This is a genomic window from Scandinavium sp. NPDC088450 (genome assembly GCF_044900545.1).
Taxonomy (GTDB): Bacteria; Pseudomonadota; Gammaproteobacteria; order Enterobacterales; family Enterobacteriaceae; genus Scandinavium.
Genome location: NZ_JBJDNI010000034.1, coordinates 12,087 through 38,075 on the forward strand (window position 1 = coordinate 12,087; position 25,989 = coordinate 38,075).

At 54.0% G+C, this 25,989-nt stretch carries 24 protein-coding genes; 7 read left to right on the forward strand and 17 right to left on the reverse strand.

The features are described from left to right. The 7 genes from ACI2I2_RS22080 to gss all read right to left on the reverse strand — a co-directional run bounded on the left by ACI2I2_RS22080 (nt 1) and on the right by gss (nt 9,317). Complete coding sequence (locus ACI2I2_RS22080) at nt 1-1,704, reverse strand: OmpA family protein (RefSeq protein WP_404659912.1); 1,704 nt, start codon at nt 1,702-1,704, stop codon at nt 1-3. Then, entirely contained in the window at nt 1,701-2,390 is a 690-nt protein-coding gene (gene tssL / locus ACI2I2_RS22085) for a type VI secretion system protein TssL, short form (protein ID WP_404659913.1), read from the reverse strand. The genes ACI2I2_RS22080 and tssL overlap by 4 nt, the downstream gene beginning before the upstream one ends. Continuing rightward, complete coding sequence (tssK, locus tag ACI2I2_RS22090; RefSeq protein ID WP_404659914.1) at nt 2,387-3,727, reverse strand: type VI secretion system baseplate subunit TssK; 1,341 nt, start codon at nt 3,725-3,727, stop codon at nt 2,387-2,389. The genes tssL and tssK overlap by 4 nt, the downstream gene beginning before the upstream one ends. A 17-nt stretch (nt 3,728-3,744) precedes the next feature. Then, complete coding sequence (gene tssC / locus ACI2I2_RS22095; RefSeq protein WP_404659915.1) at nt 3,745-5,295, reverse strand: type VI secretion system contractile sheath large subunit; 1,551 nt, start codon at nt 5,293-5,295, stop codon at nt 3,745-3,747. A 36-nt stretch (nt 5,296-5,331) separates the two neighbouring features. Then, nucleotides 5,332-5,829 (reverse strand): type VI secretion system contractile sheath small subunit, encoded by a 498-nt coding sequence (gene tssB, locus ACI2I2_RS22100; RefSeq protein ID WP_404659916.1) that lies wholly within the window; start codon nt 5,827-5,829, stop codon nt 5,332-5,334. 574 nt (nt 5,830-6,403) lie between these two features. Further along, entirely contained in the window at nt 6,404-7,273 is an 870-nt protein-coding gene (locus ACI2I2_RS22105; protein WP_404659917.1) for a flagellin, read from the reverse strand. A 181-nt stretch (nt 7,274-7,454) separates the two neighbouring features. Continuing rightward, nucleotides 7,455-9,317: a bifunctional glutathionylspermidine amidase/synthase gene (gss, locus tag ACI2I2_RS22110; RefSeq protein ID WP_404659918.1), complete on the reverse strand. Its 1,863-nt coding sequence runs from the start codon at nt 9,315-9,317 to the stop codon at nt 7,455-7,457. A 153-nt stretch (nt 9,318-9,470) separates the two neighbouring features. On the opposite strand from gss, the gene ACI2I2_RS22115 reads away from it, so the two are divergent. Continuing rightward, nucleotides 9,471-10,019, forward strand: coding sequence for a DsbA family protein (locus ACI2I2_RS22115; RefSeq protein WP_404659919.1), 549 nt, complete (start codon nt 9,471-9,473; stop codon nt 10,017-10,019). A 49-nt stretch (nt 10,020-10,068) separates the two neighbouring features. Here the strand turns inward: ACI2I2_RS22115 and ACI2I2_RS22120 are convergent, their stop codons facing one another. Then, a complete protein-coding gene (locus ACI2I2_RS22120) occupies nt 10,069-11,484 on the reverse strand; it encodes an aldehyde dehydrogenase family protein (protein WP_404659920.1) in 1,416 nt (471 codons plus the stop codon). A gap of 107 nt (nt 11,485-11,591) precedes the next feature. Here ACI2I2_RS22120 and ACI2I2_RS22125 point away from each other — a divergent pair, with 107 nt between their 5' ends. Beyond that, nucleotides 11,592-12,506: a LysR family transcriptional regulator gene (locus ACI2I2_RS22125; RefSeq protein WP_404659921.1), complete on the forward strand. Its 915-nt coding sequence runs from the start codon at nt 11,592-11,594 to the stop codon at nt 12,504-12,506. A gap of 62 nt (nt 12,507-12,568) precedes the next feature. On the opposite strand, the gene ACI2I2_RS22130 is transcribed toward ACI2I2_RS22125, so the two are convergent. From ACI2I2_RS22130 to ACI2I2_RS22150, 5 genes are all read right to left on the reverse strand, one after another. Beyond that, nucleotides 12,569-13,540: an ABC transporter ATP-binding protein gene (locus ACI2I2_RS22130; RefSeq protein WP_404659922.1), complete on the reverse strand. Its 972-nt coding sequence runs from the start codon at nt 13,538-13,540 to the stop codon at nt 12,569-12,571. Further along, nucleotides 13,537-14,514 (reverse strand): ABC transporter ATP-binding protein, encoded by a 978-nt coding sequence (locus ACI2I2_RS22135; RefSeq protein WP_404659923.1) that lies wholly within the window; start codon nt 14,512-14,514, stop codon nt 13,537-13,539. Before ACI2I2_RS22135 ends, ACI2I2_RS22130 begins: the two co-directional genes overlap by 4 nt. Beyond that, entirely contained in the window at nt 14,507-15,352 is an 846-nt protein-coding gene (locus ACI2I2_RS22140) for an ABC transporter permease (protein ID WP_404659924.1), read from the reverse strand. The genes ACI2I2_RS22135 and ACI2I2_RS22140 overlap by 8 nt, the downstream gene beginning before the upstream one ends. 6 nt (nt 15,353-15,358) lie before the next feature. Then, the gene (locus ACI2I2_RS22145; protein ID WP_330984964.1) at nt 15,359-16,303 is read right to left on the reverse strand and encodes an ABC transporter permease; all 945 of its coding nucleotides are present in this window, start codon (nt 16,301-16,303) and stop codon (nt 15,359-15,361) included. 156 nt (nt 16,304-16,459) lie between these two features. Next, complete coding sequence (locus ACI2I2_RS22150) at nt 16,460-18,052, reverse strand: ABC transporter substrate-binding protein (RefSeq protein WP_404659925.1); 1,593 nt, start codon at nt 18,050-18,052, stop codon at nt 16,460-16,462. Nucleotides 18,053-18,303: 251 nt separating this feature from the next. On the opposite strand from ACI2I2_RS22150, the gene yghU reads away from it, so the two are divergent. The 3 genes from yghU to ACI2I2_RS22165 all read left to right on the forward strand — a co-directional run bounded on the left by yghU (nt 18,304) and on the right by ACI2I2_RS22165 (nt 21,421). After that, nucleotides 18,304-19,173, forward strand: coding sequence for a glutathione-dependent disulfide-bond oxidoreductase (gene yghU / locus ACI2I2_RS22155; RefSeq protein WP_404659926.1), 870 nt, complete (start codon nt 18,304-18,306; stop codon nt 19,171-19,173). 111 nt (nt 19,174-19,284) lie between these two features. Next, nucleotides 19,285-20,256: a diguanylate cyclase domain-containing protein gene (locus tag ACI2I2_RS22160; protein WP_404659927.1), complete on the forward strand. Its 972-nt coding sequence runs from the start codon at nt 19,285-19,287 to the stop codon at nt 20,254-20,256. A gap of 124 nt (nt 20,257-20,380) precedes the next feature. Then, nucleotides 20,381-21,421, forward strand: a complete 1,041-nt coding sequence (locus ACI2I2_RS22165; RefSeq protein WP_404659928.1) for an aldo/keto reductase — start codon at nt 20,381-20,383, stop codon at nt 21,419-21,421. Between the two features lie 87 nt (nt 21,422-21,508). Here ACI2I2_RS22165 and ACI2I2_RS22170 read toward each other — a convergent pair whose 3' ends face one another. Further along, complete coding sequence (locus tag ACI2I2_RS22170) at nt 21,509-22,012, reverse strand: ESA_00282 family adhesion-associated protein (RefSeq protein ID WP_404659929.1); 504 nt, start codon at nt 22,010-22,012, stop codon at nt 21,509-21,511. A 102-nt stretch (nt 22,013-22,114) separates the two neighbouring features. Between ACI2I2_RS22170 and ACI2I2_RS22175 the strand changes: the two genes are divergently transcribed. Together ACI2I2_RS22175 and ACI2I2_RS22180 are read left to right on the forward strand one after the other, a co-directional pair. After that, complete coding sequence (locus ACI2I2_RS22175) at nt 22,115-22,519, forward strand: hypothetical protein (RefSeq protein ID WP_404659930.1); 405 nt, start codon at nt 22,115-22,117, stop codon at nt 22,517-22,519. 3 nt (nt 22,520-22,522) lie between these two features. Beyond that, nucleotides 22,523-22,951 carry a cytoplasmic protein gene (locus tag ACI2I2_RS22180; RefSeq protein WP_404659931.1) on the forward strand — a complete coding sequence of 143 codons (429 nt, stop codon included), beginning with the start codon at nt 22,523-22,525 and terminating at the stop codon, nt 22,949-22,951. Here ACI2I2_RS22180 and ACI2I2_RS22185 read toward each other — a convergent pair whose 3' ends face one another. From ACI2I2_RS22185 to exbB, 3 genes are all read right to left on the reverse strand, one after another. Next, complete coding sequence (locus ACI2I2_RS22185) at nt 22,952-24,406, reverse strand: methyl-accepting chemotaxis protein (RefSeq protein ID WP_404659932.1); 1,455 nt, start codon at nt 24,404-24,406, stop codon at nt 22,952-22,954. Nucleotides 24,407-24,800: 394 nt separating this feature from the next. Continuing rightward, nucleotides 24,801-25,226 (reverse strand): TonB system transport protein ExbD, encoded by a 426-nt coding sequence (gene exbD, locus ACI2I2_RS22190; protein ID WP_404659933.1) that lies wholly within the window; start codon nt 25,224-25,226, stop codon nt 24,801-24,803. Between the two features lie 6 nt (nt 25,227-25,232). After that, nucleotides 25,233-25,964, reverse strand: a complete 732-nt coding sequence (gene exbB / locus ACI2I2_RS22195) for a tol-pal system-associated acyl-CoA thioesterase (protein ID WP_404659934.1) — start codon at nt 25,962-25,964, stop codon at nt 25,233-25,235. Nucleotides 25,965-25,989: the final 25 nt, after the last annotated feature.

Sequence of the window (25,989 nt, forward strand, 5' to 3'; positions counted from 1 at the left end):
TTAGTGTTGAGAAACGTCATCATCCTGCGATGACGCTGGGGTTTTGCCTGGTATCTGGCAGGCGTTAGCCTGTGGCACCAGACTGATTTCGACACGGCGGTTAAGCGCTCGCCCTTCCGTGGTGTCATTTGTTGCGACAGGTCGACTTTCGCCATAGCCCTGCACGGCGAAACAGCTTTCCGGCACGTCACCGGTGTCGCGCATCCAGTCACGCACCGCTGCGGCGCGCTTCAAAGACAGCGTCTGGTTCAGTTGAGGATTGCCGGTGTTATCGGTGTGTCCGGCCACCACGATCAGCCAGCCTGGTTTGGCTTTGATGCCCACCAGCGAGTTAATCAGCAGTTTGGTGGAGCCTGATTTCAGTTCGTACTTGCCAGAATCGAACAGCGACATGCTGTCGAGGCGGACAATTTTAGGGACCACTTTCTCCTTCGGCTTTGGAGGCGGAGGCGGAGGCGGCGGGACGTAAGAACGAACGGCATCCAGAACAGGCATGCGCAGACGCTCGCCCTGGTAAAGACCCAGACTCATTCGCAACGGCTCGCCATTTCTGGCCCATTGATCCAATTGCGCGGCATCCTGACGTAACACGTTCACCGCCTCCGCTTTCGGGACGTAATCGTCCATCGAAATTCGGTCATAGTGGTGAATATCAAAGCTGAGATTGTGCAGCAGTTGACGGTTGTTCCAGCCGCTGCTGCAAAGCGCAGCAACGGCTGCCAGCGTGAACATAGACAACCCATAGCGCCAGGTTCGCTGACGTGGCGTCAGGCCTACGCCTTCGGGAAGCAACGGCAGCACAAAGTCCGGAAACAGCGACATGACTGTGCTGTCCGTCCCTACCGGGTGCCACCCTGCAACGTGCTGAATTGCCGTATGGCGTGAAAGCCAGGCTGTCCAGATTGAGGATGAAAGACTACCCGCCAGTATCGGCCCAATGCCCCACAGCACAGCCGTTGGCGCGATCGCAGGAATGTCTGGATTTTCATCCATGAACACCGTTTTGACATGGGTATGGAACCAGGTCATCAGGCTGTTCATCAGCACCTGTTGCTGCATCGCCATCGAGCCACCCGTCGTTACCCACGCGGCAATAGAGCTGGGAGCAAATGACTCACGCCAGACACTGACTCCTTCGCCAGGGATAGCGGCCTGCCAAAGCATATCGTTCATCATTCCGCTGCCAGCCTGACCATTCAGTACCAGTGGAACTGAGTGCCCCGTTTCGCGTCGGAGCTGGCTTATCTGCCAACGCAACGCCAGTAAGCGACTCGTCAGCGCTTCAGTATCCGCGTGTTTTTGGGGACAAATGCTAACCATCACCGAAAGCTGACGTCCCCAGTCGGGCCGCATCCACAGCAGTTGGCGAGCCACATGTTCGACATCCTGATGATCTTCTACACGGATCCAACAGCCCTGGGTCACGGTCAGAACCTGAGACTGTTCTGGCCATGCCTGTGGCAAATCGCCGCACACCAGCACGACCGGTTGGCGATAATTCGCCTCTGGCAGATTATCCAGACGTGCCGTGTATGCTTGCTCTGAACGGCGGCTGGCCAGATACCAGAGCGTAGCAATCCCCCCCCAGACAACAACAAGAGTCAGGACACTAACCAGACGCGAAACGGGCAGGAATCCAAGGCAGACGACACCGCTCAGTAGCGCGCCCCACAACGCTAAGAGGCGGTGTTGCGCAGAACTCATTTCACAGCCTCAGGCAACAGAGTTACCAGCATCTGATCCAGCCAGTGGCTCAGCCCCCACCACAATGCGACAAGCACCACGAGGCTAAGACCAATGCGAACGGGCCAGGAAGCTAACCAGTTCCCCATTCCACGCCCGACACGGCTTTCTGCCAGGACTGGGTGCGTCTGTGGATAGCTGAAAGGCGCGACATGCTCGCTGAGCGTTTTGATGAGTTTTTGCCTCTCCGGATCGTTCAGAGAACGAAAACTTCCAAGGAAGCCCAACATCATGACCCGCTCAAAGCAGGTCAACACTGCGCTCTCCGGAGCGGGTTCACGCAAGACATCGCGCATGCGATCACACAGCGTATCGCCTGCTTCCATCGTGCCAAGGAAATGCCCTTGCAAAGGAATGTCGTACCACTGAACACAGGCGTCATCCTGAATGCCACGGCTTTTCACCGCTTCATCCAGCAATGCGCATTGAGCCGTGAGGATGTGCTGACAGCTTGCTTCATCCAATCCCTTCTCTTTCAGGGCTTGCTGAACACGTCCCACATCTGCAACACAGCGATCCCAGAGCACTCTCCCCTCGCCCTCGTTGAACTGAGGGCCATGACGAAGACTGATAACCTGCAACCACGTGTCCTGCAAAAGCTCGTCGATATCAATGGAGGTAGTTACTTCGCGTTTGTTCTCACTCATGTTCTCAGCACCGCATAAAGTTCAAGTTCTGGCTCACCGAGCGTGCCCGGGGTGTAGAACATGCAATTGCCGCTCTCAAGCATTTCCTGTGCAGCCGGATGCGAAAGATCCAGAGAAAAATACTGATTTTCCAGTCGCAGCGGGATAGCAGCAGGAACGTGACGCAGAGGGTTGAGAGGGATCCCCTGACGCGAGGCATTGACCAGACTGGTGACATAGTCCGGACTGCCGACTTTGCACTGACGAGGAAATTGCTCTTGCAACTGAGCAACCGGAATGTGCGAACGTACGGAAAGGTAATAATCTGCCCCTTCACGCAGGCGAGGATCCTGGAGACGCGCAAGCCACTGACGCAGCCGTTTATCGTGCGCCAACTCAATGGATATCACCCTTGATGGCAAGCTTGCTTCCAGCAAATCACTTAGCAAATCGAACAACGGCGGAAAGACCACGTTCAATTGTTCGTGCTGATAGGCTGGAATTGCAGTGACCTGGTGCTCAAGGGAGAAGGTTAAAAGGCTTCCCGCCAGCCGCGCCAGTTCAGGGTATAACCGTTCAACAGCACTTTGCGGGTAGCGCTGAAAATGGCCTAAAACGGGCTCGGCGCTGTTCAGTGCATTTAACAACCAGAACAGAGAAACGTCTGCCACAGCAAAGTCAGCCATTCGTTCATTGCTTTCGCGACGCATTGCCATCAGACGTGTCAGACGAGCGCGAAGCTGGCTCATGAGCTGTTCGAGCTGAACCATCAGCCAGCGACTACTTTGTACCCTCAGCAAAGGTGGCAAAAAGGCGTCGTCTGGCGTCCAGATACCCTGTGAATCAAGCTGTAGCCGCGCGATCGGGCACGTAAGATAGTCACTGTTATTCTGATGCGCGAAACGCAACGTCAGTTCTGGCTGCATAACCGCAATCTGGCGAGTGTCATCCCCAAACTGATTACGCACATCATGCCAGCGCTGACGATAACGAACCGGACGCTCAGCCACTTCATCAGACTTCAGACAGTTGCCACCATTAGCACGCAGCAACGGCAATGCCAGTACCACTTCAATGTCTTTTGATTCGCCATCAAGTGAAAGCGCGGGAGGGAGCGCCTCGGCATTATCCGTGTCTATCAGCGTGCCATCCTGGAAACGGACATGCAGCTTACGAGCCTGCAGACGACCAAGTTTCAGCGCGTCTGGTTCAAATGCTGCCTCAATCACCCCCCAGGGATGATTGAGGCCCATCTGCGCAATGCATTCCGCAGACCAGGCCGCATAAGCGACCTGTTGCTGGAAGTGCTGAGGCGAGACCATGACGCCTCGACCCCATAACGGTTGTTCCGTTTTCATCGGCTTCCTGCCCTACGTTACGATTTCGCCTTAGGCATCTGGGAAACCAGTGACAGGTTGACGTCCATCCCTTCCACCTGGAAGTGCGGCACGGCGTACAGCTTCACGCGGAAGAAGCCCGGGTTGTCTTCGATATCTTCTACCATCACCTTCGCGTCGCGCAGCGGGTGGGAAGCCTGCAGCTCGTCGCCCGGATCGGTCATTTCAGTCACCAGACCACGCACCCAGGTGTTCAGCTCAAGTTCCAGCAGACGACGGTCTTTGGTGGTACCGATGTTTTCACGCTGGATCAGCTTCAGGTAGTGAGCGATACGGGACAGCAGGAAGATGTACGGCAGGCGCGCGTTGATACGGCTGTTCGCGGTAGCATCTGCGGTGTCATACAGAGCTGGTTTCTGCGTGGAGTTTGCCGAGAAGAAGCACGCGTAATCACGGTTTTTGTAGTACGACAGCGGGATGAAGCCGAGGTTAGCGAATTCAAATTCGCGGGTTTCCGGGATCATCACTTCGGACGGGATTTTCACCTGATTACCGGTGCCGAGGTCATACAGGTGGATGGGCAGGTCTTTCACCGCACCGCCAGCCTGTGGGCCACGAATCTGCACGCACCAGCCGTTGTTGATGAAGCTCTTCACCATGTTCGCCGCAAACGAGAACGAGGCGTTGGTCCACAGGTATTTGTCGTGATCCGGGCCTTTCACTTCTTCGACGTAGTTGAAGCTACGTACCGGTACGGTGTCCGGGCCATAGGGCAAACGAGCCAGTACGCGCGGCATCACCAGACCGATATAGCGAGAGTCATCGGTCTCGCGGAAAGATTTCCACTTGATGTACTCGGCACGGTCAAAATAGTTGCCGATGTCTTTGATGGCCGCCACTTCTTCCATGCTGTCTTTGAGGAAGAATTTCGGGCCAGCAGAGCCGATAAACGGCATGTGTGCCGCGGCAGACACTTTGGACAGGTTGCGCATCAGCGCAACGTCCTGTGCAGACGCATCGAATTCGTAAGCAGAAATAATCGCGCCAATCGGCTCACCGCCCGGGGTGTCGTATTCAGCGATGTAGGTTTGCTTGTACAGGCCGCTCTGGATGATTTCCGGGGAGTCTTCGAAGTCCTGGCGCAGTTCGTCTTTCGACAGGTCCAGAATTTCCAGTTTCACGTTCTGACGGAAGTCAGTTTTGTCGACCAGCGACTTCAGGCCACGCCAGATAGATTCCACTTTCTGGAACTCTTCATTGTGCATGACTTCATCGAGCTGACGGCTAATCTGGAAATCCAGTTCAGCGATATGGTGATCCAGCAGAGTTTTATCGAGTTTTTCGACCGCCTGACCGGATTTTTTCAGACACTGCATAAAGACCTGAACAGCGGCGGTAACACGCGCATCAGCAGAGGTTTCCGCCATCACGTTATTATCCTGGAAACCGTCCAGCTCACCCAGTTTTGATACTGGGGTTAAATTAATTTTCTCAAACAGTGAGGCATACACCCCGCCCTGCGGTAACGTTTTTTCTACGGTTGCGCCGCCAGCCTGAACCTGGGATTCATTATTAAGAGACATAAGCATTTTACTCGTATTTATTCCGTTAAAAGTTTCCAGTAATTAATCCTGGGACGGGGCGAGCGCATTAAGCTCGTTGCGCAGCTCATCGCTGAGGGAAGGGTCTTTCAGAATCTTTTCCAGCTCTTTCCGGAAAGTAACGTTATCCAGTAAGTTGGATTTTAAATCACGCAGCAAATTACGCATCGCCAGCATCGCGCGCAACTGTGGGATCTGACGGGCAACCTGTTCTGGCTCGAAGTCTTTCATCTCCTGGAACTGGAGGTGGATATTTTCTTCGGTACCGTCATTGGCGAGGGTGTTTTTCACGGTGAGGTTAACTTCCGGCGTCAGGTCGGCCAGCACGCTATTGAAGTTATTTTTGTTGATGTTGATTTTTTCACGTTCAGACAGCGTGCCTTCAGATTTTCCGTTACTGAAGTCGCCGACCGTCAGGAGCTTGAGAGGGAGTTCGACTTTCTTCTGGGCGCCGCCAGTATGCAGGTCAAGTTTAATGTTAACGCGTGCTTTAGGAATCTCAGACTGGAATGAATCCGCCATAATTCGCCTCTGTGATATATAAGTGGATACCTGGCATCGTCCATGCAGGTACAAAAATAACGAGATTGGGAGCCACAATATTTATCATTTAATGTCTGTCGAGTAAATAGACATAGAAAAAACACTCACATTTTTAAATATTTTTATTTCACTGGTGCTTAATTATTTTAGTTAAAGACTTAAGCATGGGTTAAATATTAAATATTTAAACCCGGAGTTAAATGAATTTAAAACATACGCCACTCAACTCATAACAAAAACAAATTATTGATACGTAAACAATAATCACGGTGAATGAAAATATTCTCACAGCATCCTGCTGACATTGAAAAGGCATTAACAAGGGCCTTATGCAAGTCCCGAAAAGTACAATAATGGAGTGAGCAGGAAAGAATAATAATGAGGTAAGAATGTTAAAATTGATTGTGAATATTCTTAGTCAATATCTTTTAGTGTGAAAATTCTTATCTCCCATCAGCATGCTATTAAGAATTTTCGCTTCAGATGTTTGATATTATTTCAGATGAAAAAAAACACCGCTTTACGCGGTGTTTTTCACATCAGAGCGCGGGGATTAGCCCAGCAGAGACATCACCATGCCGGACATGCTGTTGGACTGCTTCAGCATGGACATAGAGGTCTGGGCCAGCATCTGGTTGCGGCTCATGCTGGAGGCTTCAGTCGCGAAGTCCGCGTCGGTGATGTTGCCCAGCGCCATGGAGGTGTTGTCTTTCATGTTCGCCAGGTTGGCAGAGGTGTGCGCCATACGGTTGATGTTGGCACCCAGTTCAGAGCGCACTTTACCCACGCTTGCCAGGTCAGCTTCCAGACCATCCATATAACCCTGCGCATCGGCTGCGCTCTGGATGTTGATGCCGGAAGCGCCAGCTGCGCCTGCACCTTTCAGGCCGTTGAAGCCGGAAGCACCGTACGCACCAGACAGAGTGGTGGACAGGTCAACGGTCATCGCTTCATCAGAGCTTGAACCAATCTGGAAGGTCATTGGGCCTGCCAGTTTGCCGGATGCGCCGAACAGGTTGTCACCGGCGAACTTGGTGTTGCCCATGATGTTGTTCAGTTCATCGTTCAGGGAGTTCATTTCGTCGTTGATGGCGTCACGGTCATCCTGAGTGTTGGTGTCGTTCGCGCCCTGGGTGGCCAGGTCTTTCATGCGGTACATGATGTTGCTGACTTCGTCGAATGCGCCTTCAGCGGTCTGCAGCATGGAAGTGGCATCAGAGATGTTACGCTGAGCAACAGCCATACCGTTGGTCTGACCCTGCAGACGGGTGGCAATCTGCATACCAGCGGCATCGTCAGACGCAGAGTTGATACGTTTACCAGTACCCAGACGCTCCATGGAAGTGGAGAGCAGGCTGTTGGCCTGGTTCAGGGCGTTGGTGGAAGACATTGCTGCAGAGTTAGTAAAAAGGGAAAGTGCCATAGTATTTATCTCCTGAAGAAACCGGCGTATCCGGCTTTCCTGTTGTGTTCTGAGATAGAACGACACGGAGGGTAGGGAAATTAAATTTTATTTTGATAATTTTAAAAGGCGATGAGAATCAATTGGTTGTATTGCAAGTTTTGTAGGCCGGGTCAGCGTAGCGCCACCCGGCAACAGAGACTCAGCGCGTTTTTTCCACCATCAACGGCTCAATATCACTCTCTTTTTTAATCACCAGCGAGTCATCACCACGCAGGCAGGTACCGCCATAATTGCCGCCAACGGTGAAGGTACACACCTGAATGTACTTCCCGTCCACGTTCGGCAGACACCACAGCTGCTGATAGATGTTTTTACGGTCGACGAATTTACCGGAGCTTTGATCCAGCAGTTCCTCGTCGTGGCTCACCAGGTCGATATTACTGCCGCAGCGCCCGGAAATGGGTTTCACCGCATAGCCCGTTTTCGCCAGTTCCTCGTTCACTTCAAAGTCGGTATCCAGCAAATAGCGGTGGTGCGGGAAGAGCTGCCACAGGACCGGCAAAATGGCTTTGTTGCCCGGCACCACAGTCCACAGCGGCTCGAACACCATCACTTCCGGGCGCAGCAGCACGTCAATCAGGCGAACTTCATTTTGCGGATGTCCGGTACGGATCGGCACCGCTGCAAATTCGGTTTCGCTGACTTCACGCACCTGCTCAATCGCGGTTTCCCATGCCCAGGTTTTCCAGACGCAGTTGACCGCTCGCCCGTCTCCGTCAATCAGCTGCCCGGCGGCATCCCAGCGCAACTCATCCAGGCCGTACAGAATTTTGCTTTCAAAGCCCGCATCCGTCAGCGCCCGTTGCATAAAGCGAGCGTGATAGTTCTCCTCCAGATCTTTGTCCTGCATGATATGCACAAACGGACGGGCGGAGCTGTGTTTCCAGGCACCAATCAATTCACTGAGCAACTCTTCGGACGGATTAAAACCTTTCCCTTGATAACCCGTTTTCGCCCATTGCTCTAAGATCAGCCCACCTTCGGTATGACAGGAGGCAGAATCGGCGTTGTATTCGTACACCTTCAGCCCGCGCTCATCCATGCAGAAATCCATGCGCCCGGTGATCATGTCGTGACGACGACGCTGCCAGGAAAGACGCAAACGCGGCCAGAGAATTTTCGGGATATCAAACAGCGCCAGCAGATTGTCATCTCTCATGACTTTATCCGTGGCGTGCAGATACATCAGGTGCAGCTCGTTGGTGGCTTTGATCAGCTCCTGTTCGGCGCATTCCGTAATGGTGAAATACTGGCACGGATCTTTATTGATAAAGTGCCCGTTAGCACGAACATAAGCCGCCTGCAGCGGTTCCTGCTCGTTTAGCCATTTGCCATCGAACTGGCCTTTGTTTTCCAGACGTGCACCCTGAATGTTCAACGCTTTACCCGGTAAAGCTGGCTGCGGCAGGCTGTGCTCAGTGTCGTCGGTCTGGATCATCCAGCCGAGGATCGTGGTGTCATCAAAAGTGTCTTCAATGGCGTAGCAGCCATCTTTGACCACCAGCGTCAGTTCGCGCGTCCACTGCTGGCCCGGCGGCAGAGGATGATGAATCACGTTTTGCTCCGCCACACGGACTTTATTACCGATAAGCTGGGTGATCACCGCTACATGCCCGGTCTCGTTAAATTCCCCGCCTTTCTGCCAGATGAGCAGAGCACCCGCGGTCGGCTTACGTTTTGAACCGTTGGCAAAGGCCTGCAATGGCAGCAGGTTGTCGTTCACCACCTGGCGCAGAAAACGCAAAGAGAAAATTTCATACGCCATACCGACATCGGTGAAAACAAAACCGTAGGTTAAAAACAGGAAGCGGCGGGCAAACTCCACGCACTGCCATTTGTGGCCCATGTATTCATTATCGATATAGCTTCGAAAGGAGGCATCACCGTGGGAGAAGTCATCGCCCAGGCTGCTGTAATTTGAGGAGTAAATCGCCACGCCACCTGGCGCATAACCTAACAACGTTCCAAAAGGAGCATCACTGCTGGACATACCTGTACTCATTCTTCCAACCTAATTATTCAGTTCACGGAAGCAGGCGGCTGTTTGACGTGCTGTTATCGTCGTCTGCACCTTGCCATCTTTCTGGCATAAGTGGCTTAATCATACACCTCACGCTAACGATAATCGAAACGACAACACACATCAGGAGTCAACATGAGCTTACAGGCACACGCGCTGGAATGGGGCCATGGCCCGAAAACTTTCGAGGTTTTTCTGGAACCTACCTGCCCGTTCTCCGTTAAGGCGTTTAATAAACTTGACGCTTTACTGGCGAAAGTGGGCGAAGAGGCTGTCACCGTAAAAATTCGTTTGCAGTCCCAGCCGTGGCATATGTTCTCTGGCGTTATTGTCCGTTGCATCCTGGCGGCCTCCACGCTGCCGGAGGGCAAAGCGGCCGCGAAGAAGATCCTGCAGGCGGTTGCCGACCATCGCGAAGAGTTTGAATTTACCGATCACTGCACTGGCCCAAACATGCAGGCCACTCCGCAGGAGATTGTTGAACGTATTGAGCGCTACAGCGGCGTAAAAGTGTCTGAAGCGTTTGCGGTGCCGGAATTGCAAACCGTGATTAAGTGGCATTGTAAATATGCACGCCAGAACGGCATTCACGTGTCGCCAACTTTTATGGTCAACGGTCTGGTGCAGCCAGATTTGGGAAGTGGCGATGATATTGCGGTGTGGGCGGAGAGGATTTTAAGTTAGTTTATTGGTTGAGTGCCGGGCAAACAAGTGTTGCCCGGCGCGATAACGCTTATCCCACCATCAGTGTTTTGGCTTCCAGATAAGCCAGCATGCCCCACTTGCCCATCTCACGACCGAGACCGGACTGTTTAAAACCCCCAAACGGGGCTTTCGGTTCATGCGCCAGGGTGTTGACCATCACGCGGCCAGACTCAATCTGTTGCGCCAGTTGAACACCGCGTTCGCGGCTGCCACTCAGCACCAGCGCACTCAGGCCATAAGTCGTGTCGTTGGCAATCGCCAGCGCCTCGGCTTCATCGTCATAAGGGATCACCACCAGTACCGGGCCAAAGATTTCCTCCCGCGCAATACGCATCTGATTGTGGCCGACAAACACAGTCGGTTTCACGAACCAGCCTTGTTCCAGCCCAGCCGGGCGGCCTTCGCCTCCCACCAGCAATGTGGCCCCTTCTTCGCGACCAAGACGAATGTAGTCCTGCACTCGCTGCCACTGTTTCTGGCTGACCATCGGGCCAATGTCGGTACTGGAATCACGCGGATCGCCTGACTGCACATGGCCTACCGCTTCCACAATCGCCTGCTCAAACTCGGCCTGACGGCTACGCGGAATCAAAATACGGGTTCCTGCGACACAAGCCTGCCCGCTGTTCATGAAGCCTGCACCCAACACCAGCGGCATCACTTGTGCGAAATCCGCGTCGTCCAGAATCACCGTCGGTGACTTACCGCCCAACTCCAGAGTCACGCGTTTTAACGACTGCGCACCGCTGGCAACAATGTGCTTGCCCACAGCCGTTGAGCCTGTGAACGAGATTTTAGCGATATCAGGATGGTGATTAATCACATCGCCCACCACCTCGCCACGGCCGGTGACAATGTTAAACACGCCCGCCGAAATGCCCGCTTCGTGCAGCGCTTCGGTAATAACTTTTGTCTGGATGGCGCTCATTTCGCTCGGTTTAATCACCGCAGTGCAGCCCGCCGCCATGGCGGTCGCCAGTTTATTACAGATAAAACCGGCATCGCTGTTCCACGGCGTAATCAGCCCCGCTACGCCAACAGGCGTCATGATCACCTGCGCGGCGCCTGCCTGCTCAACGAACTCAAAGTTTTCCAGCGCTTCAATCGCCTGAGCAATCACATCGGCAGGATATTGCGCCATCCAGCGCCCACGAACCTGTGGCGCACCGTATTCCGTGACAATTGCTTCCAGCAGCTCGTCTTCACGCGCGGCCACCGCCTTGTGCATCCGTTTCAATACAGCGATACGCTCTTCTTTGCTGGTTTTCGACCAGGCCGGAAATGCCGCTTTCGCCGCAGCTATCGCACGTTCAGCGTCGACTTCATCAGCCAGGCGCACCGTCCCAATCACACCTTCCGTCGCGGGGTTATAAAGCTCGAAAAGCTGATCGCCGTGCGGGGTAACGAATTCGCCGTTGATATAAATTTTGTCGATCTGTTGCATGGTGTTGTGCTCCACATAGTCGGTTAGTGAAGTGAGTATAGAAACGGATGACCGCCACGATAAGAGGGTCTATTCTGTACGGACTGTACCGAAAATCGGGATAATCTATGCATCGCAGTGGCCTTACCGAACTGGAAGTGGTGTTAGCCGTGGCGCACCGACAGAGTTTTCGCGCGGCAGCACGGGAGCTGGGGATGTCTGCTACCGCGGTGAGTAATGCCGTGGCTGGCCTGGAAAGCCGCCTGAACGTGCGTTTGTTTAACCGTTCAACGCGCAGCGTAGCCCTGACGCCAGCGGGCGAACGCTATGTCGAGCGTATAGCTCCGGCGCTGGCAGAAATTCAGCGTGCATCGGAAGAAATCACCACCGTGCCCGACACGCCTACCGGCACGCTGCGCATTAACGCGCCGCAGGAGTGTGTTTCCCTGCTCTACGATCCGCTGATTGAAGAATATCTTCGCCGCTATCCGCAGATGCGCCTCGACATCACCAGCGAATCGCGGCTGGTCGATATTGTGGCGGAAGGCTATGACGCGGGTATCCGGCTTGCGGAATCTGTCCCACAGGACATGATTGCGGTGTCGCTGACACCGGACATTCGTATGCAGGTTGTCGCCACGCCAGGCTATTTTGCTGAACACGGTAAACCGCAAACGCCGGACGATCTCCTGCAACATAAAAGCGTCGGCATGCGCATGTCGCACGGCGGTATTTATCACTGGGAGCTGGAACGTCACCAGCAGAAACTTGCGGTGAACGTGCCGCCACGGATTGTCCTGAACGAGATGCGCGCTATCCATCGCGCCGCCATCAGCGGCATCGGTATCGCATTTATTTCCAATTGGTTTGTGGAAGAGGATCTCAAAGCCGGGCGTTTGGTTAGCGTCCTCGATGAATGGTGTCCGTCTTTTGGGGGCTTGCGTCTGTACTATCCCGGCCGTCGGCATGTGCCCCCGGGCCTGAAAGCCTTTATTGAGTTAGTACGAGAACTGCGAAAAGAGAGCCGGATGGCGCTGCGCTAACCCGGCCTGCGCGATCATCGCAGGCACGGTAAGGCGCAAGCCGCCACCGGGCAGATTTACCCTTACACCTTATACAACCAGCAAGCGGCAAAATGACGCGGGGCAATCTCCTGCATCGGCGGCTCCTGCTGCTGACAAACCGGCATCGCGTGTGGGCAACGGCTGCAAAAACGACAGCCGCTCATGTCTGCCGTTGGCCCCGGAATATCCCCTTTCAGGCCGCCAACGTCCAGATGACGGACACGCGGATCAGGCTGTGGCACGGAAGCCAGAAGCGCTCTGGTATAAGGATGCGCAGGATGCGTGTACAGCTCACCTGCCTCGGCAACTTCCACCAGCTTACCGAGATACATCACCCCGATACGGCTGGAGATATGCCGCACCATCGACAGATCATGGGCGATAAACAGGTAAGTCAGCCCCAGCTCCTGCTGCAAATCTTGCAGTATATTCACCACCTGAGCCTGAACTGACACGTCCAGCGCCGACAGCGGTTCGTCGCACAACACAAACTCCGGACGAACCGACAACGCACGCGCAATGCTGATGCGCTGGCGCTGACCGCCGCTGAATTCATGCGGGAAGCGCTGCAAATGCTCCTGCTTCAACCCCACTTTATAAAGCAGTTCTTCGGCCCGTTCGCGCTGTGCCTGTGCGCTATAGCCGTGAATGTTCATCGGCTCGGCGACCAGTTGCTGTACCGTCATTCCAGGATTGAGCGAGGAATACGGGTCCTGGAAAATCGCCTGCATCCGGCGACGCAGCGGCTTGAGCGTTTTCTCTGACGCATGAGCAATCTCTTGCCCGTCAAACGTAATCTCACCAGAAGTCACATCGAACAGACGCAAAATGGCGCGACCGAGCGTTGATTTCCCACAGCCGGATTCACCGACCAGGCCGAAAGTCTCGCCCGGTAAAATATCGAAGCTGACGCCATCTACCGCTTTGACGGCTTTACCTTTGCGTAGCCAGCCGCCGTTCAGGGCGTAATGCTTTCGCAGCTCGCGAACGCTGATTAACGGTGCATTGCTCATGCCTGATGCTCCTTATCCTGCCATAGCCAGCAAGCCGTTCGATGGCCTTCGCCACGTGAGTAAAAAGGAGGTTGTTTGTCGCATTGCGGCATCCGCTGCGGGCAGCGTTCGGCAAACGGACAACCGACTGGCGGGTTCAGCAACCCCGGCGGCGCACCTTCAATCGGTGAAAGGCGATGATCCGGATCGTCCGCGCGTGGCAGCGAAGCCAATAATCCACGCGTATAAGGATGTGCAGGCCGCCAGAAAATATCTTCGACACTGCCCTCTTCCATCACCAGGCCGCCGTACATTACCACCACCCTACTGCAAACCTGCGCCACCACGCCGAGGTCATGGGTGATAAGCAGAATGGCGGTGCCGGTTTCCTGCTGTAAGGTTTTCAGCAAACGCAAGATTTGCGCCTGAATGGTGACATCCAGCGCCGTGGTTGGCTCATCGGCAATTAGCAGTTCAGGGTCGCACGACAGCGCGATCGCAATCATCACGCGCTGGCGCATCCCGCCACTGAATTCATGCGGATACTGGCTGAAGCGACGTTCCGCATCGGCAATGCCCACGCGACCAAGCATCTCGATGGCTTTGGTTTTGGCCTCGCGCTTACTCAGCCCTTTATTACGGATCAGGATTTCAGTCATCTGACGACCAATGGTCAGCACCGGATTCAGCGCCGTCATCGGGTCCTGGAAAATCATCGCGATGTCGTTGCCGCGAATACGGCGCATCTGCTCCGGCGTTTTCCGGGCCAGATCTTCCCCGCGAAACTGCACGCGCCCGCCAGTGATTTTGCCGTTGTTGCCCAGCAGTTGAATCACCGATTTGCAGGTCACGCTTTTGCCGCAGCCCGATTCCCCGACGATGCCGACCAGCTCACCCGCTTGCAGCGCGAAGCTGACGCCGCGCACCGAATGCACTTCGCCTTCGCGGGTAAAGAAGGACGTTTTCAGGTCCTCAAGTTCCAGTAAGTTATGCATCGCGATTCGCTCCCGGCTCAAAGGCGGTACGGAACACATCGCCCAGCACGTTAAAACTGAACACCGTCAGCAGGATAAGAATGCCCGGGAACATCGCCAGCCATGAGGCTTCGCCGATGTACGACTGAGCGTTGTTGAGCATACTTCCCCAGGAAGCGGCAGGTTGCTGCACACCAAGCCCGAGGAAGCTGAGCGTAGACTCCATCAAAATGGCCGAAGCGATGTTCAGCGTAGCGGCCACGATGATAGTGGGCAGCACGCCAGGAATGATGTGCCGCACGATGATCCGCAAAGGATGCTCACCGGATGCGCGAGCGTACAGCACGTATTCGCGCTCTTTCACTGTCAACGTTTCAGCGCGGATCATGCGCGACATGTTCATCCATGTCAGCAGGCTGATGATCAGGATGATGCTTTCCACACCCGGCTTGAGGTACGCGTTGAGCACCAGCAGCAGGAAGAAAGCCGGGATCGCCAGCAGGATATCCACCAGGCGCATCATCAGGTTGTCGATCCAGCCGCCAAAATAGCCGCTGAGCGTACCGACCAGCGTGCCAATCAGGGTGGAAAACAGCATCACCAAAAACCCAACCATCAATGAAATCTGCCCGCCGTACAGCGCGCGGGTTAAATAATCGCGCCCGTATTCATCGGTGCCAAACCAGTGCGCGGCATCAGGCGGCAGCATGCGAGCGGTAAGCGACATTTGGTCAGGATCGTAAGGGCTCAATCCCGCGGATAACGCCGCGAGAATAAAAATAAACAACACCAGAAGCGAGAACTGCGCCGGACGATTACGGCGTAGCTGGTGGCGAACGTTTTGCCAGCGTCTGCTCATCGTCGGTTACCTCAAAGTACGAATACGGGGATCGGCGAAGCGATACAGCAGATCCGCCACTAAATTGCCGACGATCAGCATCAGCGACGACAGCAGAATGATCGCCATGATCAGCGGGTAATCCAGCGAGGTGATCGCCTGGATGCCCAGCAAGCCCATACCCGGCCAGGAAAACACGCTTTCGGTCACATACGCCCCGACAATCAGCTCGCCAAAGGACAAACCAAACAGCGTGATCACCGGCAACAGCACGTTTTTCAGCACATGGCGAAACAGGATGGTGCGGTACGTCGCGCCATAGGCGAGCTGCGTCTGCACGTAATCCGCGGAAAGCTGGCTAATGGTGTTTGAGCGCACATAACGCACATAGTTGGAGAGGTTGTAAAAGGTTAACGCGATGCACGGCAGAATGCCGTGGCGCACCACGTCCAGCCAGTTATCTTCCACCCCAATGGTGCGCATCCCCATGCTCGGCAGCCAGTTTAACTGCACAGCAAAGACGGTTATCAGCAGGATGCCAAACCAGAAAATCGGCACCGATATCCCGATGTAGGCAAACAGATTAAGGAAGTGATCGAGCCAGCGGTGCTTAAACGCGCCCGCCAGCAGACCCAGCGGCACGGCGAGAAGGATCGCCAGAATCAACGATGCGCCCATCAAGCCAAGCGTGGCCGGAATGCGTTCGGCGATCATCTCCAGCACCGGGCGATGATAGATAAGCGAATAGCCGAGATCACCACGAAAGACATTTTTCAGCCATAAGAAATACTGGGTGGTGAGCGGCTGATCGAGCCCGAGGCTGTGGCGGATACGCTCGATATCCTCCGGCGCCATACGCGGCGTGACATACGCCTGCACCGGATCGCCGGGCGCAAGTTTCACCAGCAGAAACGCCACCAGCGAGATAAAGAAAAGCATCGGCAACAGTTGCAGCAGCCGACGCAGGAGCATTGGATTCACGACATTCCCTTTACAAAATGCACGGTGTGTTTTCCCCCTCTCCCCTGCCCTCTCCCCGAGGGAGAGGGAGAAAACCAGGTCCGCTCCAAACGGTTCCCTCTCCCTTTGGGAGAGGGTTAGGGAGAGGGGATTTCCCGGCACAGATTTTTATTTTTGGTAGATTTTCGACAAGTCCTGGAACATATAAACCGGTTTCGGTTCTGCTTCCTGAGTGCCGCCAAAACGCTTGTCGACCGCAACGGTCGCGTTGGTGTAGGCAATCGGGTAATAGGTCATGTCGGTCGCCACGGTTTGCTGGATTTGTTTGTAGATTGCCGCGCGTTTGGTCGCATCGGTTTCCACAGCACCTTGATCCCACAGGGCATCGAACTGCGGATTTTTATAGTGCGCATAGTTATAAGCTTCGTTGCTCATAAACAGCGACTTATAGCCATCCGGCTCCGGGCCCATGATGTAACCCCCGAGGTTCAGATCCCAGGCGGTGTTTTTCATGTCGAGGCTACGCTGTGACATCGCGTTAGAATCCAGCGGCATCAACTCAACGTTCACCCCGAGCGCCTTCAGCTGCTGCTGAATATAGAGGCTCATGCTCTCCTGGGTTTTGTTGGTGTTGACGTACGCCAGACGCAGTTTCAGATCAGCAGGTGCGCCGGATGCTTTCAGCAGATCTTTGGCTTTTTGCAGGTCAAATTTGTACTGATCAACATCGTCAGAATGATACAGCGTGTCTGGCGTCAGGAACGAGGTTGCCGGTTTCGCGTAATCCTGCGAGGTAAACGCCGTGGTCACCAGATCGTCTTTGTTGATGGCATAAGCGATGGCCTGGCGCAGATCTTTACTCTGCATCACCGGCACGTTCTGGTTGAAGGTCATGTAAGCCAGACGCCCTTCCGGATACACCACGAAGTCGAATTTTCCGGTGTTTTTCAGGCGCGACACATCCTGCGGATCAACCATCTTCATGTTGATCTCACCGTTTTGCAGCGCAAGATTGGCAGAGTTGCTGTCTTTCGCGAAACGGTAAGTGACGGAATCCAGCTTCGGTTTGCCGTTCCAGTAATCATCAAAACGCGTCAGAGAGTAATACTGCCCCGCGCGATACTCTTTAAATTTGAACGGGCCGGATCCCACTGGCGCATCGTTTTTGCTGCTCTTTTCCAGATCGCTTTCATTAGCGAACACATGCTGTGGGATCGGATAGATCTGCACTAACGTGCCGACAAACGCGGCGCTCACCTGCGGCAGGGTAAATTTGACGGTTAAATCGTCGACTTTGCTGACCTGCACTGGCTTGCCGCCAAACATAAACATGCTGCGGAAGAAGCTGTGCTGTTTGTCATCCAGCAGTTTGTTGAAGGTAAACACTACGTCATCGGCGGTCAGCGGCTGGCCGTCCTGCCATTTGAGGTTCGGTTTCAGCTTCAGGGTGTAGCTCAGGTTATCGGCGGAAGGCGTCAGGCTTTCTGCCAGACCCCACTCAATTTTGCCGTTGTTGTAGCTAAAGAGCGGAGCGTACAGCGCCTGCATAATGGTCAGCGTGGTGCGGTCGCTGGCGTAAATGGGGTTCACCGCCAGCGGGTCGCCAGAGGTAATGCCGATAATCAGGGAACCACCGTCTTTTGGCGCGGCGTTTTGATTCGCGGCCGGGGCATTGGCGGTGTCATTATTTTTAGCGTCGTCGCAGCCTGCGAGACCGAGTGCCAGCGACATCATCGCGGCGGAAAAGACCAACTTGCGCATACTTGACCAACTCCTTGCCATCAAAGGATTTATTATTTTTTGCTCTGCGAAGGTGCGCAGGACTCAGGGCATAGTGGAGAGATTCCCGCACAAACTGAAATGCGATTTTCGTTTAAGCTTATATCCAAACTGATCTATATAAGATGTTTTTAAAATAAGCCGTTAGCCTTATCACGCCTCTGAATGTTAAAGCTGACAAGTATCACCTGCTACACTCGGTCAATACTTCAACCAACAAACCAGGTACTCATATGTCTGACTCTAGCTATCAGCCTCCGAAAGTCTGGGAGTGGAAGCAAAACAACAACGGCGGCGCGTTCGCCAACATCAACCGTCCGGTGTCTGGCCCGACGCATGACAAAGCGCTGCCGGTTGGCACGCATCCTTTGCAGCTTTATTCCCTCGGTACGCCGAACGGGCAGAAAGTGACTATCATGCTGGAAGAGCTGCTGGCGCTGGGCGTCACGGGCGCAGAATACGATGCGTGGATGATCCGCATTGGCGAAGGCGATCAGTTCTCCAGCGGCTTTGTCGACGTCAACCCCAACTCTAAGATCCCCGCGCTGAGCGATCATTCCGTCACGCCACCGCTGCGCGTGTTTGAATCCGGTTCGATCCTGCTGTATCTGGCTGAGAAATTTGGTCATTTCCTGCCAAAAGATCCGGCCGGGCGCACCGAAGCGTTGAACTGGCTGTTCTGGTTGCAGGGCGCAGCCCCGTTCCTCGGCGGCGGGTTCGGCCACTTCTATAACTATGCGCCAGTGAAGATTGAGTACGCGATTGATCGCTTCACGATGGAAGCCAAACGTCAGCTCGATGTGCTGGATAAACAACTGGCGAAAAATCGCTACGTGGCAGGCGAAGAGTACAGCATTGCAGATATGGCGATCTGGCCATGGTACGGCAATGTGGTGCTGGGCGCGGTGTATAACGCTGCTGAATTCCTCGACGCGAACAGTTATAAAAATGTTCTGCGTTGGGCGCAGGATATCGGCAACCGTCCGGCCGTCAAACGTGGCCGAATTGTTAACCGCGCACAGGGCCCACTGAACGAACAGCTGCATGAACGCCATTCGGCGAGTGACTTCGACACCAACACCGAAGATAAGCGCCAGGGATAACCCCTTCCCTTCGACCGGACGTCATCGTCCGGTCACTTTTTTCTCACACGATATTTACACGTCAATACATTATTAGTATGAATATGTCTCACCCTGACATATGGCATATAAATGTCTGAAATCGCGCTGAAACAACAGATCCAAAACCTGAAAAAGCACAATGCCCGGCTGCTGCGCATCGCCCGTGATGCAAAAAGCAAGCTGAGCGCAGCGCTGGACGGAACGGGCCTCTGTTTATGGCAACTGGACATTCCCAGCGGGAAATTAATTATTTTCAATCGCCGCTGGGGGGCGATGTTGGGTTATCAGCCGAAAGCCCTGAGTGCGAATTTCGACGTCTGGCGCGAACACCTGCACCCGGACGACAAACAGCGAGTGCTGGACGCGTTCTACGATCATCTCGACGGCAAAGCACCGTATTATGAAGCCCTGCACCGGATGCTGCACAGCAACGGCACCATCACCTGGGTGCTGGACAGAGGGCGTGTTAGCGAGTGGGATGCTGACGGAAAGCCGTTAAAAGTGACCGGCACCCATATCGACATGACCAAAGAGAAGCAGTATGAGGAACAACTCTCGCAGCTCGCCAATCACGATCCGCTGACCGGGCTGGCGAACCGCCATGCCTTGCTGAAGCACTTTACCCGCATGCAGGAAGATGAAGCCATGTGCGTGGCGTTTATCGATCTGGATGATTTCAAAGCGGTGAACGACAGATTTGGACACCGGTGTGGTGACGAACTGCTTATCCAGCTCAGCCAGCGCCTGCGTGAAGCCTGCCCGCCGGGTTCGGTGGTGGGTCGCCTTGGCGGCGATGAATTTGTCCTGCTTTTGCCTTTTTCGCTGAACAGTTTGTTGGTGTGGAGCACGGCGCATAATTGCCTGCGTGCAGCACTGACGCCGTTTGAACTCGCCAGCGGTACTGCCTCGGTGGGCGCTTCTATTGGCATCAACGAAGTGCATGAAGAGGATGATTTTGGTGGCGCACTGCTTCGCGCCGATACGTCGATGTATCAGATAAAGCACACCGGCAAGAATGGCGCGGCCATTGGGCAGACGCTGATTTCCCTCTCTGCGGAGTGATCTGCTTTCGACACGATATCCCTCCCCTTCAATCATCCGCACTGTGATCGCCCGAACTGTCGAGAACACGATCAGACGTTAATATAGAAACGTCGTTTCAAAATACAGACCAGAAGGAGTGATTATGTCCTGGCTCGCCAGTTCTGAACGTTATCATCAGATGCAGTATCGCTTTTGTGGCCGCAGCGGCTTGCAGTTACCTGCCCTGTCGCTGGGGTTGTGGCACAGTTTTGGTCATATTCAGGCGCTGGACTCACAGCGCGCACTGCTGCGAAAAGCGTTTGATTTGGGCATTACCCATTTCGACCTGGCCAACAACTATGGGCCGCCGCCAGGCAGCGCTGAAGAGAACTTTGGTCGCTTGCTGCGTGAAGATTTTTCGGCGTATCGGGATGAGCTGATTATCTCGACCAAGGCCGGATACGATATGTGGCCGGGTCCTTATGGTTCTGGTGGTTCACGCAAATATTTGCTGGCAAGCCTCGACCAAAGCCTGAAACGCATGGGCCTGGAATATGTCGATATCTTCTACTCCCACCGCGTTGATGAAAAAACGCCGATGGAAGAGACAGCCTCAGCGCTGGCACAGGCCGTGCAGAGCGGCAAAGCTCTGTATGTGGGCATTTCGTCCTACTCCAGCGAGCGCACCCAGCAGATGGTTGAGTTGCTCAAAGAATGGAAAATCCCGCTGCTCATCCACCAGCCTTCTTACAACTTGCTTAACCGTTGGGTCGATAAAACAGGCCTGCTCGACACGCTGGAAGATAACGGCGTAGGCTGCATTGCCTTCACACCACTGGCGCAAGGGTTGCTGACCGGGAAATACCTGAAGGGCATTCCGGACGGGTCACGCATGCAGACGGAAGGTAAAAAAGCGCGCGGCCTGACAGAAAACATGTTGAGCGAAAGCAACCTGAAAAGCCTGCATTTGCTGAATGAAATGGCGCAGCAGCGAGGGCAAACCATGGCACAAATGGCGCTAAGCTGGTTGTTGAAAGACAATCGCGTGACGTCGGTTCTGATCGGCGCGAGTCGTCCTGAGCAATTAGAAGAAAACGTTCAGGCGTTAAATAATCTGCAATTCAGCGAACAGGAACTGGCGCAGATTGACCAGCACGTGGCGGACGGGCAACTGAATTTATGGCAGGCGTCTTCGGATAAGTGAGTGCGAACAAATGCCCGGTGGAGCAAGCTTACCGGGCCTTCAAGGTCAATGTAGGCCGGGCAAACGCAGTGCCGCCCGGCAAAAAACTCAGACTTCCAGCGGATCCACTAGCGGACGCTGAAACTCCGGCCACACCAGAGCCACCAGCGCCGGGTAGGCATTGAGGCTAAACTCACGGAAACACTGCTGAAGGTTGAGCACATCCAAATCGCCGCGAGGCACTTTCTCCCCGTTCAGACAGCGTTTCTTTATATTGTCATAATATTTATACACCGCTGAATTGAGATCGCTGCAACGACGCTGAGCCTCAAATAACCCCTCGGTGGCATTTAAATCCGCAATATTCATGCGCTTAATTGTCGCATGCAGAAAGTCAATATATTCGTGGTTAACCCGCCAGTACCACACGGGCGTTATCGCATTCATCAGCATCGAAAAATGGTCTTCACCTTCTTCTTTACTCATGGGTTTAACTGGCTGAGGTGGCGTTTTTTCTTCCACAACCTCTTTTTTAAACAGACCAGAGATAACGAATAGAATAACAGCCGTCAGTAATAGCAGTGCTATCACAAAATAGATAATACTGTTCATGGTCGACTCCATTTTTTTTGATTTTAAAATTACGCCATGATATTGTCAACGAACCTCACACCTTTATTACCCTTATCTTCTTGAACTAAAAGGACATCAGCCATGATACCCGAATCGCTGATCCCGGCCCGCTTTCATATTGCCCATACAGAGCCGACTACCGGGGAAGCAGAAAATGATGCCAATTTAGCTCAGGGCAAGATATCGCTCGAAAATTATGAGGCCGATATATTAGCGGCACCGGGTCGTAACGGCCAGTCACGCAATATGCTGCTGGAAGAACGCGATCGTCATATAAAGGACAGGCTGTTTCGGGTTGCCAAAATCGAAGCCTATGCGCGGGTGCTTAACGATTTGCAATTGGAAGCGGAAATTGACAGTCAGGAATTAAGTCAAATTATTGCCGAGCAAACCGAAAAAATTAATGAAGCCGGAAATGAAATTTGGCTTAATTTGATTACGCGTGAAAAAACAGCATCGCTTTTTTACGATTTCCAGGCTGAGTAAAAAATGAAAGATCCCGATGATTATAACGTCAGGTTGACTTTAGATAACCAAAAAAGCGATGCCGTCATTCTGCAGCATAATCTTCAGGCACTGAAAAACGAGAAGAATGCCGTCATTGAGGAGATTGCCAGGGCACTGACCTCAATCCCGGCCTCGCTGGTTCGCATGAAGTGGCAGTATCGCCGCGAGATTTATGCCTTCCAGGTCAAAGAAGAAATTTACGGCGCGGCACTGGCGGAAATCATCGCCCGTAATCCTCTGCTAAAAGAAAAGATCCTCGCCCACATAGAGGCCAGCTACCAGCATGTGCTGGCTCGTGAAGTGGCCACATTACGCCTGTCCAGAAAGCTCGCTGACGGTAACTGTCGCACCGCCAGCGTTAACATTGTGGCGCCGGAGGAAAACCCGCCGACGCCAGAAAAACCCCGCTGATTACACCAGCCTGAAGACCGATATCGCGGTCTTCAGCTCCCCGGTTTGCCTTTGCTGCTGCTGCGCCACCTGCATGGTTTGCGCCACGTGCTGCACGTTTTCCTGCACGCTGGCATCGATGCTCGCAATGCTGCCGTTAATTTGCAGAATGCTGGCCCGTTGCTGTTCGCTCATCAGCGACAACGCTTCGACCAGGGTCAGCAGGCTGTCGATACTGCCGATCATCACCTGCATGGTTTTTCCCGCCTGCTCAACCTGAGTGGCGCCCTGCTGAGTACTTTCAACTGACGCCGCTATCAACTGGCGGATGTCTTTCGCCGCGCTCTCACAACGCAACGCCAGCGTACGAACTTCCGCGGCTACAACCGCAAATCCTTTGCCATGCACACCCGCTCGTGCCGCCTCCACTGACGCATTCAGCGACAAGATATTGGTCTGGAACGCAATCCCATCTATCAGTTCGAGAATGCCATTTATCCGCAAAGATTCATCGCGGATATGCACCATCGACGCCATCGCCGCGCGAATGCTTTCGCCACCTTGCTGGGCGACATTGCTCGCCTGAAGCGCAAGCCCACGAGCTTCATTGGCTTTCTCACTGGTTTGCACCGCAGCACCCGCCAGTTGTTCCATCGCGCATGCCGCCACTGCCAGTGACTGCGCCTGATTGTCCGTCCGTTCTGAAAGCGAGGTATTTCGCAGCAGTAATGTCTGGGCATCTTCCAGCATCTGCGACACGCTGTGACTCACTTGCATCAGGGTGCTGCGCATCGTGCCAAGCGTCAGACTGAATGTTTTGGCAAAACTTGAATGACTCGCCTGATGCGCTTCAGTCAGCGTCAGGCAGCCGGGCTCACGGTTAATCACCGAGGCCAGCTTTGCCACTTCACTGGCAGAACGTGCATCCTGCTCCATCCGCAACGCCATCAACACCAGAATAATGGTTTGCGCTACCACGAAGACCGCATGCATCAACACCATCTCAATGCCGGGCCCCATTTCAAAAACAACAATGCCGAACAGCTCCTTAGCCTGCAGATAATTGAAGGCGAGATGATGAACGGCAATCACCGCTGCACCTGCGACCAGCGGCTTCCAGTCACGCCAGGCCAGCAGTGCAGAGAGCAACACAAAAACGGAAAAGTGGTACTCCGTCCCCCCCGCCCCCAATTGAATGAGCAGCGCAGAATAGGCCATCAAAATAAAAGCCAGCAGCAGACGGGTCGCCAGTTTGCCGGGCAGCAGCAAGCAAGACGCGGTACTGAGGATGGACAACAGTGAAGCCACAATCAATGCCATCGCCGTCTGGGCGGTGAGTAGCCCAAAGACCACGGTAATCGCCCACAGGATCCAGACCAGCGCCAGAATCAGGCGGTCTGCCCGACGGCGAATGGCGGAAAGGGAAATGAGGTCACGTGAAGCTGAAGTTGAGCCGAATAACGTCGTGAGGGCCATAAGGGACTCCCATGCTGTGCAGGTAGGTAACGCCCCGTTTTCACGGTGCTTTTTTTATAATGTTCCTGACTAAGCGTAGAGAGGTTTAAGGCGGGCGCCAGTGGCGAAACGGAATATTTCGCCTGCGAAGTAAAAACCCAAAAACATGATATATCAGTAAGATAGCGGTTCTGTTTTGGGCGACGTAACGCTCGATAAAGTCGCGTTTAGACAGCGTTTTCTGTGGCGTAAAAAAACCGGCACAAGGCTAACACCGTTAGTTTAAGACCGAGATATCCGGGGCGACCACCGGGTTTGGCGTCCCTCCGGGAACCAAATCCCGGTGTTTCCCCTAATTCATTGGCTTAAGTGAACGGTGTTAGGCACAAGGCCGGTTCTTTTCACTAACGGAGCATTATTTTGCCGCAGCGTGTTCTTCACCCACCAGGCCAATCTTCAGATACCCGGCCTGATGCAGCGTATCCATCACTTTCATCATCGTTTCGTAGTTCACGGTTTTATCCGCGCGGAAGAAGATAGTGGTGTCTTTCTTGCCTTCAGTCAGCGAGTTAATGGCGTTCACCATCGTCTCGTCGCTCACCGGATCGTTGCCGAGGAACATGCTGTTATCCGCTTTGACAGTCAGGTAAACAGGTTTTTCCGGGCGCGGCTGCGGCTGACTGGAAGAGGCAGGTAAATTCACTTTCACGTCCACGGTCGCGAGCGGCGCGGCCACCATGAAAATGATCAGCAAAACCAGCATCACGTCGATAAATGGCGTCACGTTGATTTCATGCATTTCGCCGTTATCGTCCAGATTTTCGTTGAGACGCATTGCCATTGGCTATCACCCTACCCGTAATTTCTGGGCGGTACGCACCGGCTGTGAACCGCTGGTATTAAGGTCGAGGTCACGGCTTTGCAGCAGCAGAACCTGTGCGGCCACATCGCCCAGCATCGCTTTGTGGCTGCCAATCATACGAGCAAAGATGTTGTAGATAACGACCGCCGGGATAGCGGCAAACAGGCCAATCGCCGTTGCCAGCAGTGCTTCGGCGATACCCGGCGCGACAACAGCGAGGTTGGTGGTCTGGGTTTGAGCGATGCCGATGAAGCTGTTCATGATGCCCCAAACGGTACCGAACAGGCCGATAAACGGAGAAATGGCACCGATAGTTGCCAGGTAGCCATTACCGCGCCCCATGTGACGACCCGCAGCAGCAACGCGGCGTTCCAGACGGAAACCGGTACGCTCTTTAATGCCTTCGTTATCTTCGGCACCCGCGGAGAGTTCCAGCTCGTTCTGCGCTTCATTAATCAGTAACGTGCTGAGGCTTTTGGCCTGGAAAGAAGAGGCAATGTCTGACGCCTGGTTCAGTGAACGTGCTTCAGCTAACAGTTGCTGTTCGCGCTTGAGGCGGCGCTTTTGCGTTAACAGTTCGGTGCTTTTGCTGAAGAAGATGGCCCAGGTGACGACCGATGCCAGAATCAGGCCGATCATAACCACCTTCACTACGATGTCGGCATGATGATACATACCCCAAACGGAGAGATCCGCCTGCATCAAATTATTACCCACTCTGTATCTCCAGGATCTAAATCAC

Excerpts from the sequence above, each read along its gene's own strand:
- ACI2I2_RS22080 (WP_404659912.1), bottom strand. The coding sequence starts at position 1,704 with ATGAGTTCTGCGCAACACCGCCTCTTAGCGTTGTGGGGCGCGCTACTG.
- tssL (WP_404659913.1), bottom strand. The coding sequence starts at position 2,390 with ATGAGTGAGAACAAACGCGAAGTAACTACCTCCATTGATATCGACGAG.
- tssK (WP_404659914.1), bottom strand. The coding sequence starts at position 3,727 with ATGAAAACGGAACAACCGTTATGGGGTCGAGGCGTCATGGTCTCGCCT.
- tssC (WP_404659915.1), bottom strand. The coding sequence starts at position 5,295 with ATGCTTATGTCTCTTAATAATGAATCCCAGGTTCAGGCTGGCGGCGCA.
- tssB (WP_404659916.1), bottom strand. The coding sequence starts at position 5,829 with ATGGCGGATTCATTCCAGTCTGAGATTCCTAAAGCACGCGTTAACATT.
- ACI2I2_RS22105 (WP_404659917.1), bottom strand. The coding sequence starts at position 7,273 with ATGGCACTTTCCCTTTTTACTAACTCTGCAGCAATGTCTTCCACCAAC.
- gss (WP_404659918.1), bottom strand. The coding sequence starts at position 9,317 with ATGAGTACAGGTATGTCCAGCAGTGATGCTCCTTTTGGAACGTTGTTA.
- ACI2I2_RS22115 (WP_404659919.1), top strand. The coding sequence starts at position 9,471 with ATGAGCTTACAGGCACACGCGCTGGAATGGGGCCATGGCCCGAAAACT.
- ACI2I2_RS22120 (WP_404659920.1), bottom strand. The coding sequence starts at position 11,484 with ATGCAACAGATCGACAAAATTTATATCAACGGCGAATTCGTTACCCCG.
- ACI2I2_RS22125 (WP_404659921.1), top strand. The coding sequence starts at position 11,592 with ATGCATCGCAGTGGCCTTACCGAACTGGAAGTGGTGTTAGCCGTGGCG.
- ACI2I2_RS22130 (WP_404659922.1), bottom strand. The coding sequence starts at position 13,540 with ATGAGCAATGCACCGTTAATCAGCGTTCGCGAGCTGCGAAAGCATTAC.
- ACI2I2_RS22135 (WP_404659923.1), bottom strand. The coding sequence starts at position 14,514 with ATGCATAACTTACTGGAACTTGAGGACCTGAAAACGTCCTTCTTTACC.
- ACI2I2_RS22140 (WP_404659924.1), bottom strand. The coding sequence starts at position 15,352 with ATGAGCAGACGCTGGCAAAACGTTCGCCACCAGCTACGCCGTAATCGT.
- ACI2I2_RS22145 (WP_330984964.1), bottom strand. The coding sequence starts at position 16,303 with ATGCTCCTGCGTCGGCTGCTGCAACTGTTGCCGATGCTTTTCTTTATC.
- ACI2I2_RS22150 (WP_404659925.1), bottom strand. The coding sequence starts at position 18,052 with ATGCGCAAGTTGGTCTTTTCCGCCGCGATGATGTCGCTGGCACTCGGT.
- yghU (WP_404659926.1), top strand. The coding sequence starts at position 18,304 with ATGTCTGACTCTAGCTATCAGCCTCCGAAAGTCTGGGAGTGGAAGCAA.
- ACI2I2_RS22160 (WP_404659927.1), top strand. The coding sequence starts at position 19,285 with ATGTCTGAAATCGCGCTGAAACAACAGATCCAAAACCTGAAAAAGCAC.
- ACI2I2_RS22165 (WP_404659928.1), top strand. The coding sequence starts at position 20,381 with ATGTCCTGGCTCGCCAGTTCTGAACGTTATCATCAGATGCAGTATCGC.
- ACI2I2_RS22170 (WP_404659929.1), bottom strand. The coding sequence starts at position 22,012 with ATGAACAGTATTATCTATTTTGTGATAGCACTGCTATTACTGACGGCT.
- ACI2I2_RS22175 (WP_404659930.1), top strand. The coding sequence starts at position 22,115 with ATGATACCCGAATCGCTGATCCCGGCCCGCTTTCATATTGCCCATACA.
- ACI2I2_RS22180 (WP_404659931.1), top strand. The coding sequence starts at position 22,523 with ATGAAAGATCCCGATGATTATAACGTCAGGTTGACTTTAGATAACCAA.
- ACI2I2_RS22185 (WP_404659932.1), bottom strand. The coding sequence starts at position 24,406 with ATGGCCCTCACGACGTTATTCGGCTCAACTTCAGCTTCACGTGACCTC.
- exbD (WP_404659933.1), bottom strand. The coding sequence starts at position 25,226 with ATGGCAATGCGTCTCAACGAAAATCTGGACGATAACGGCGAAATGCAT.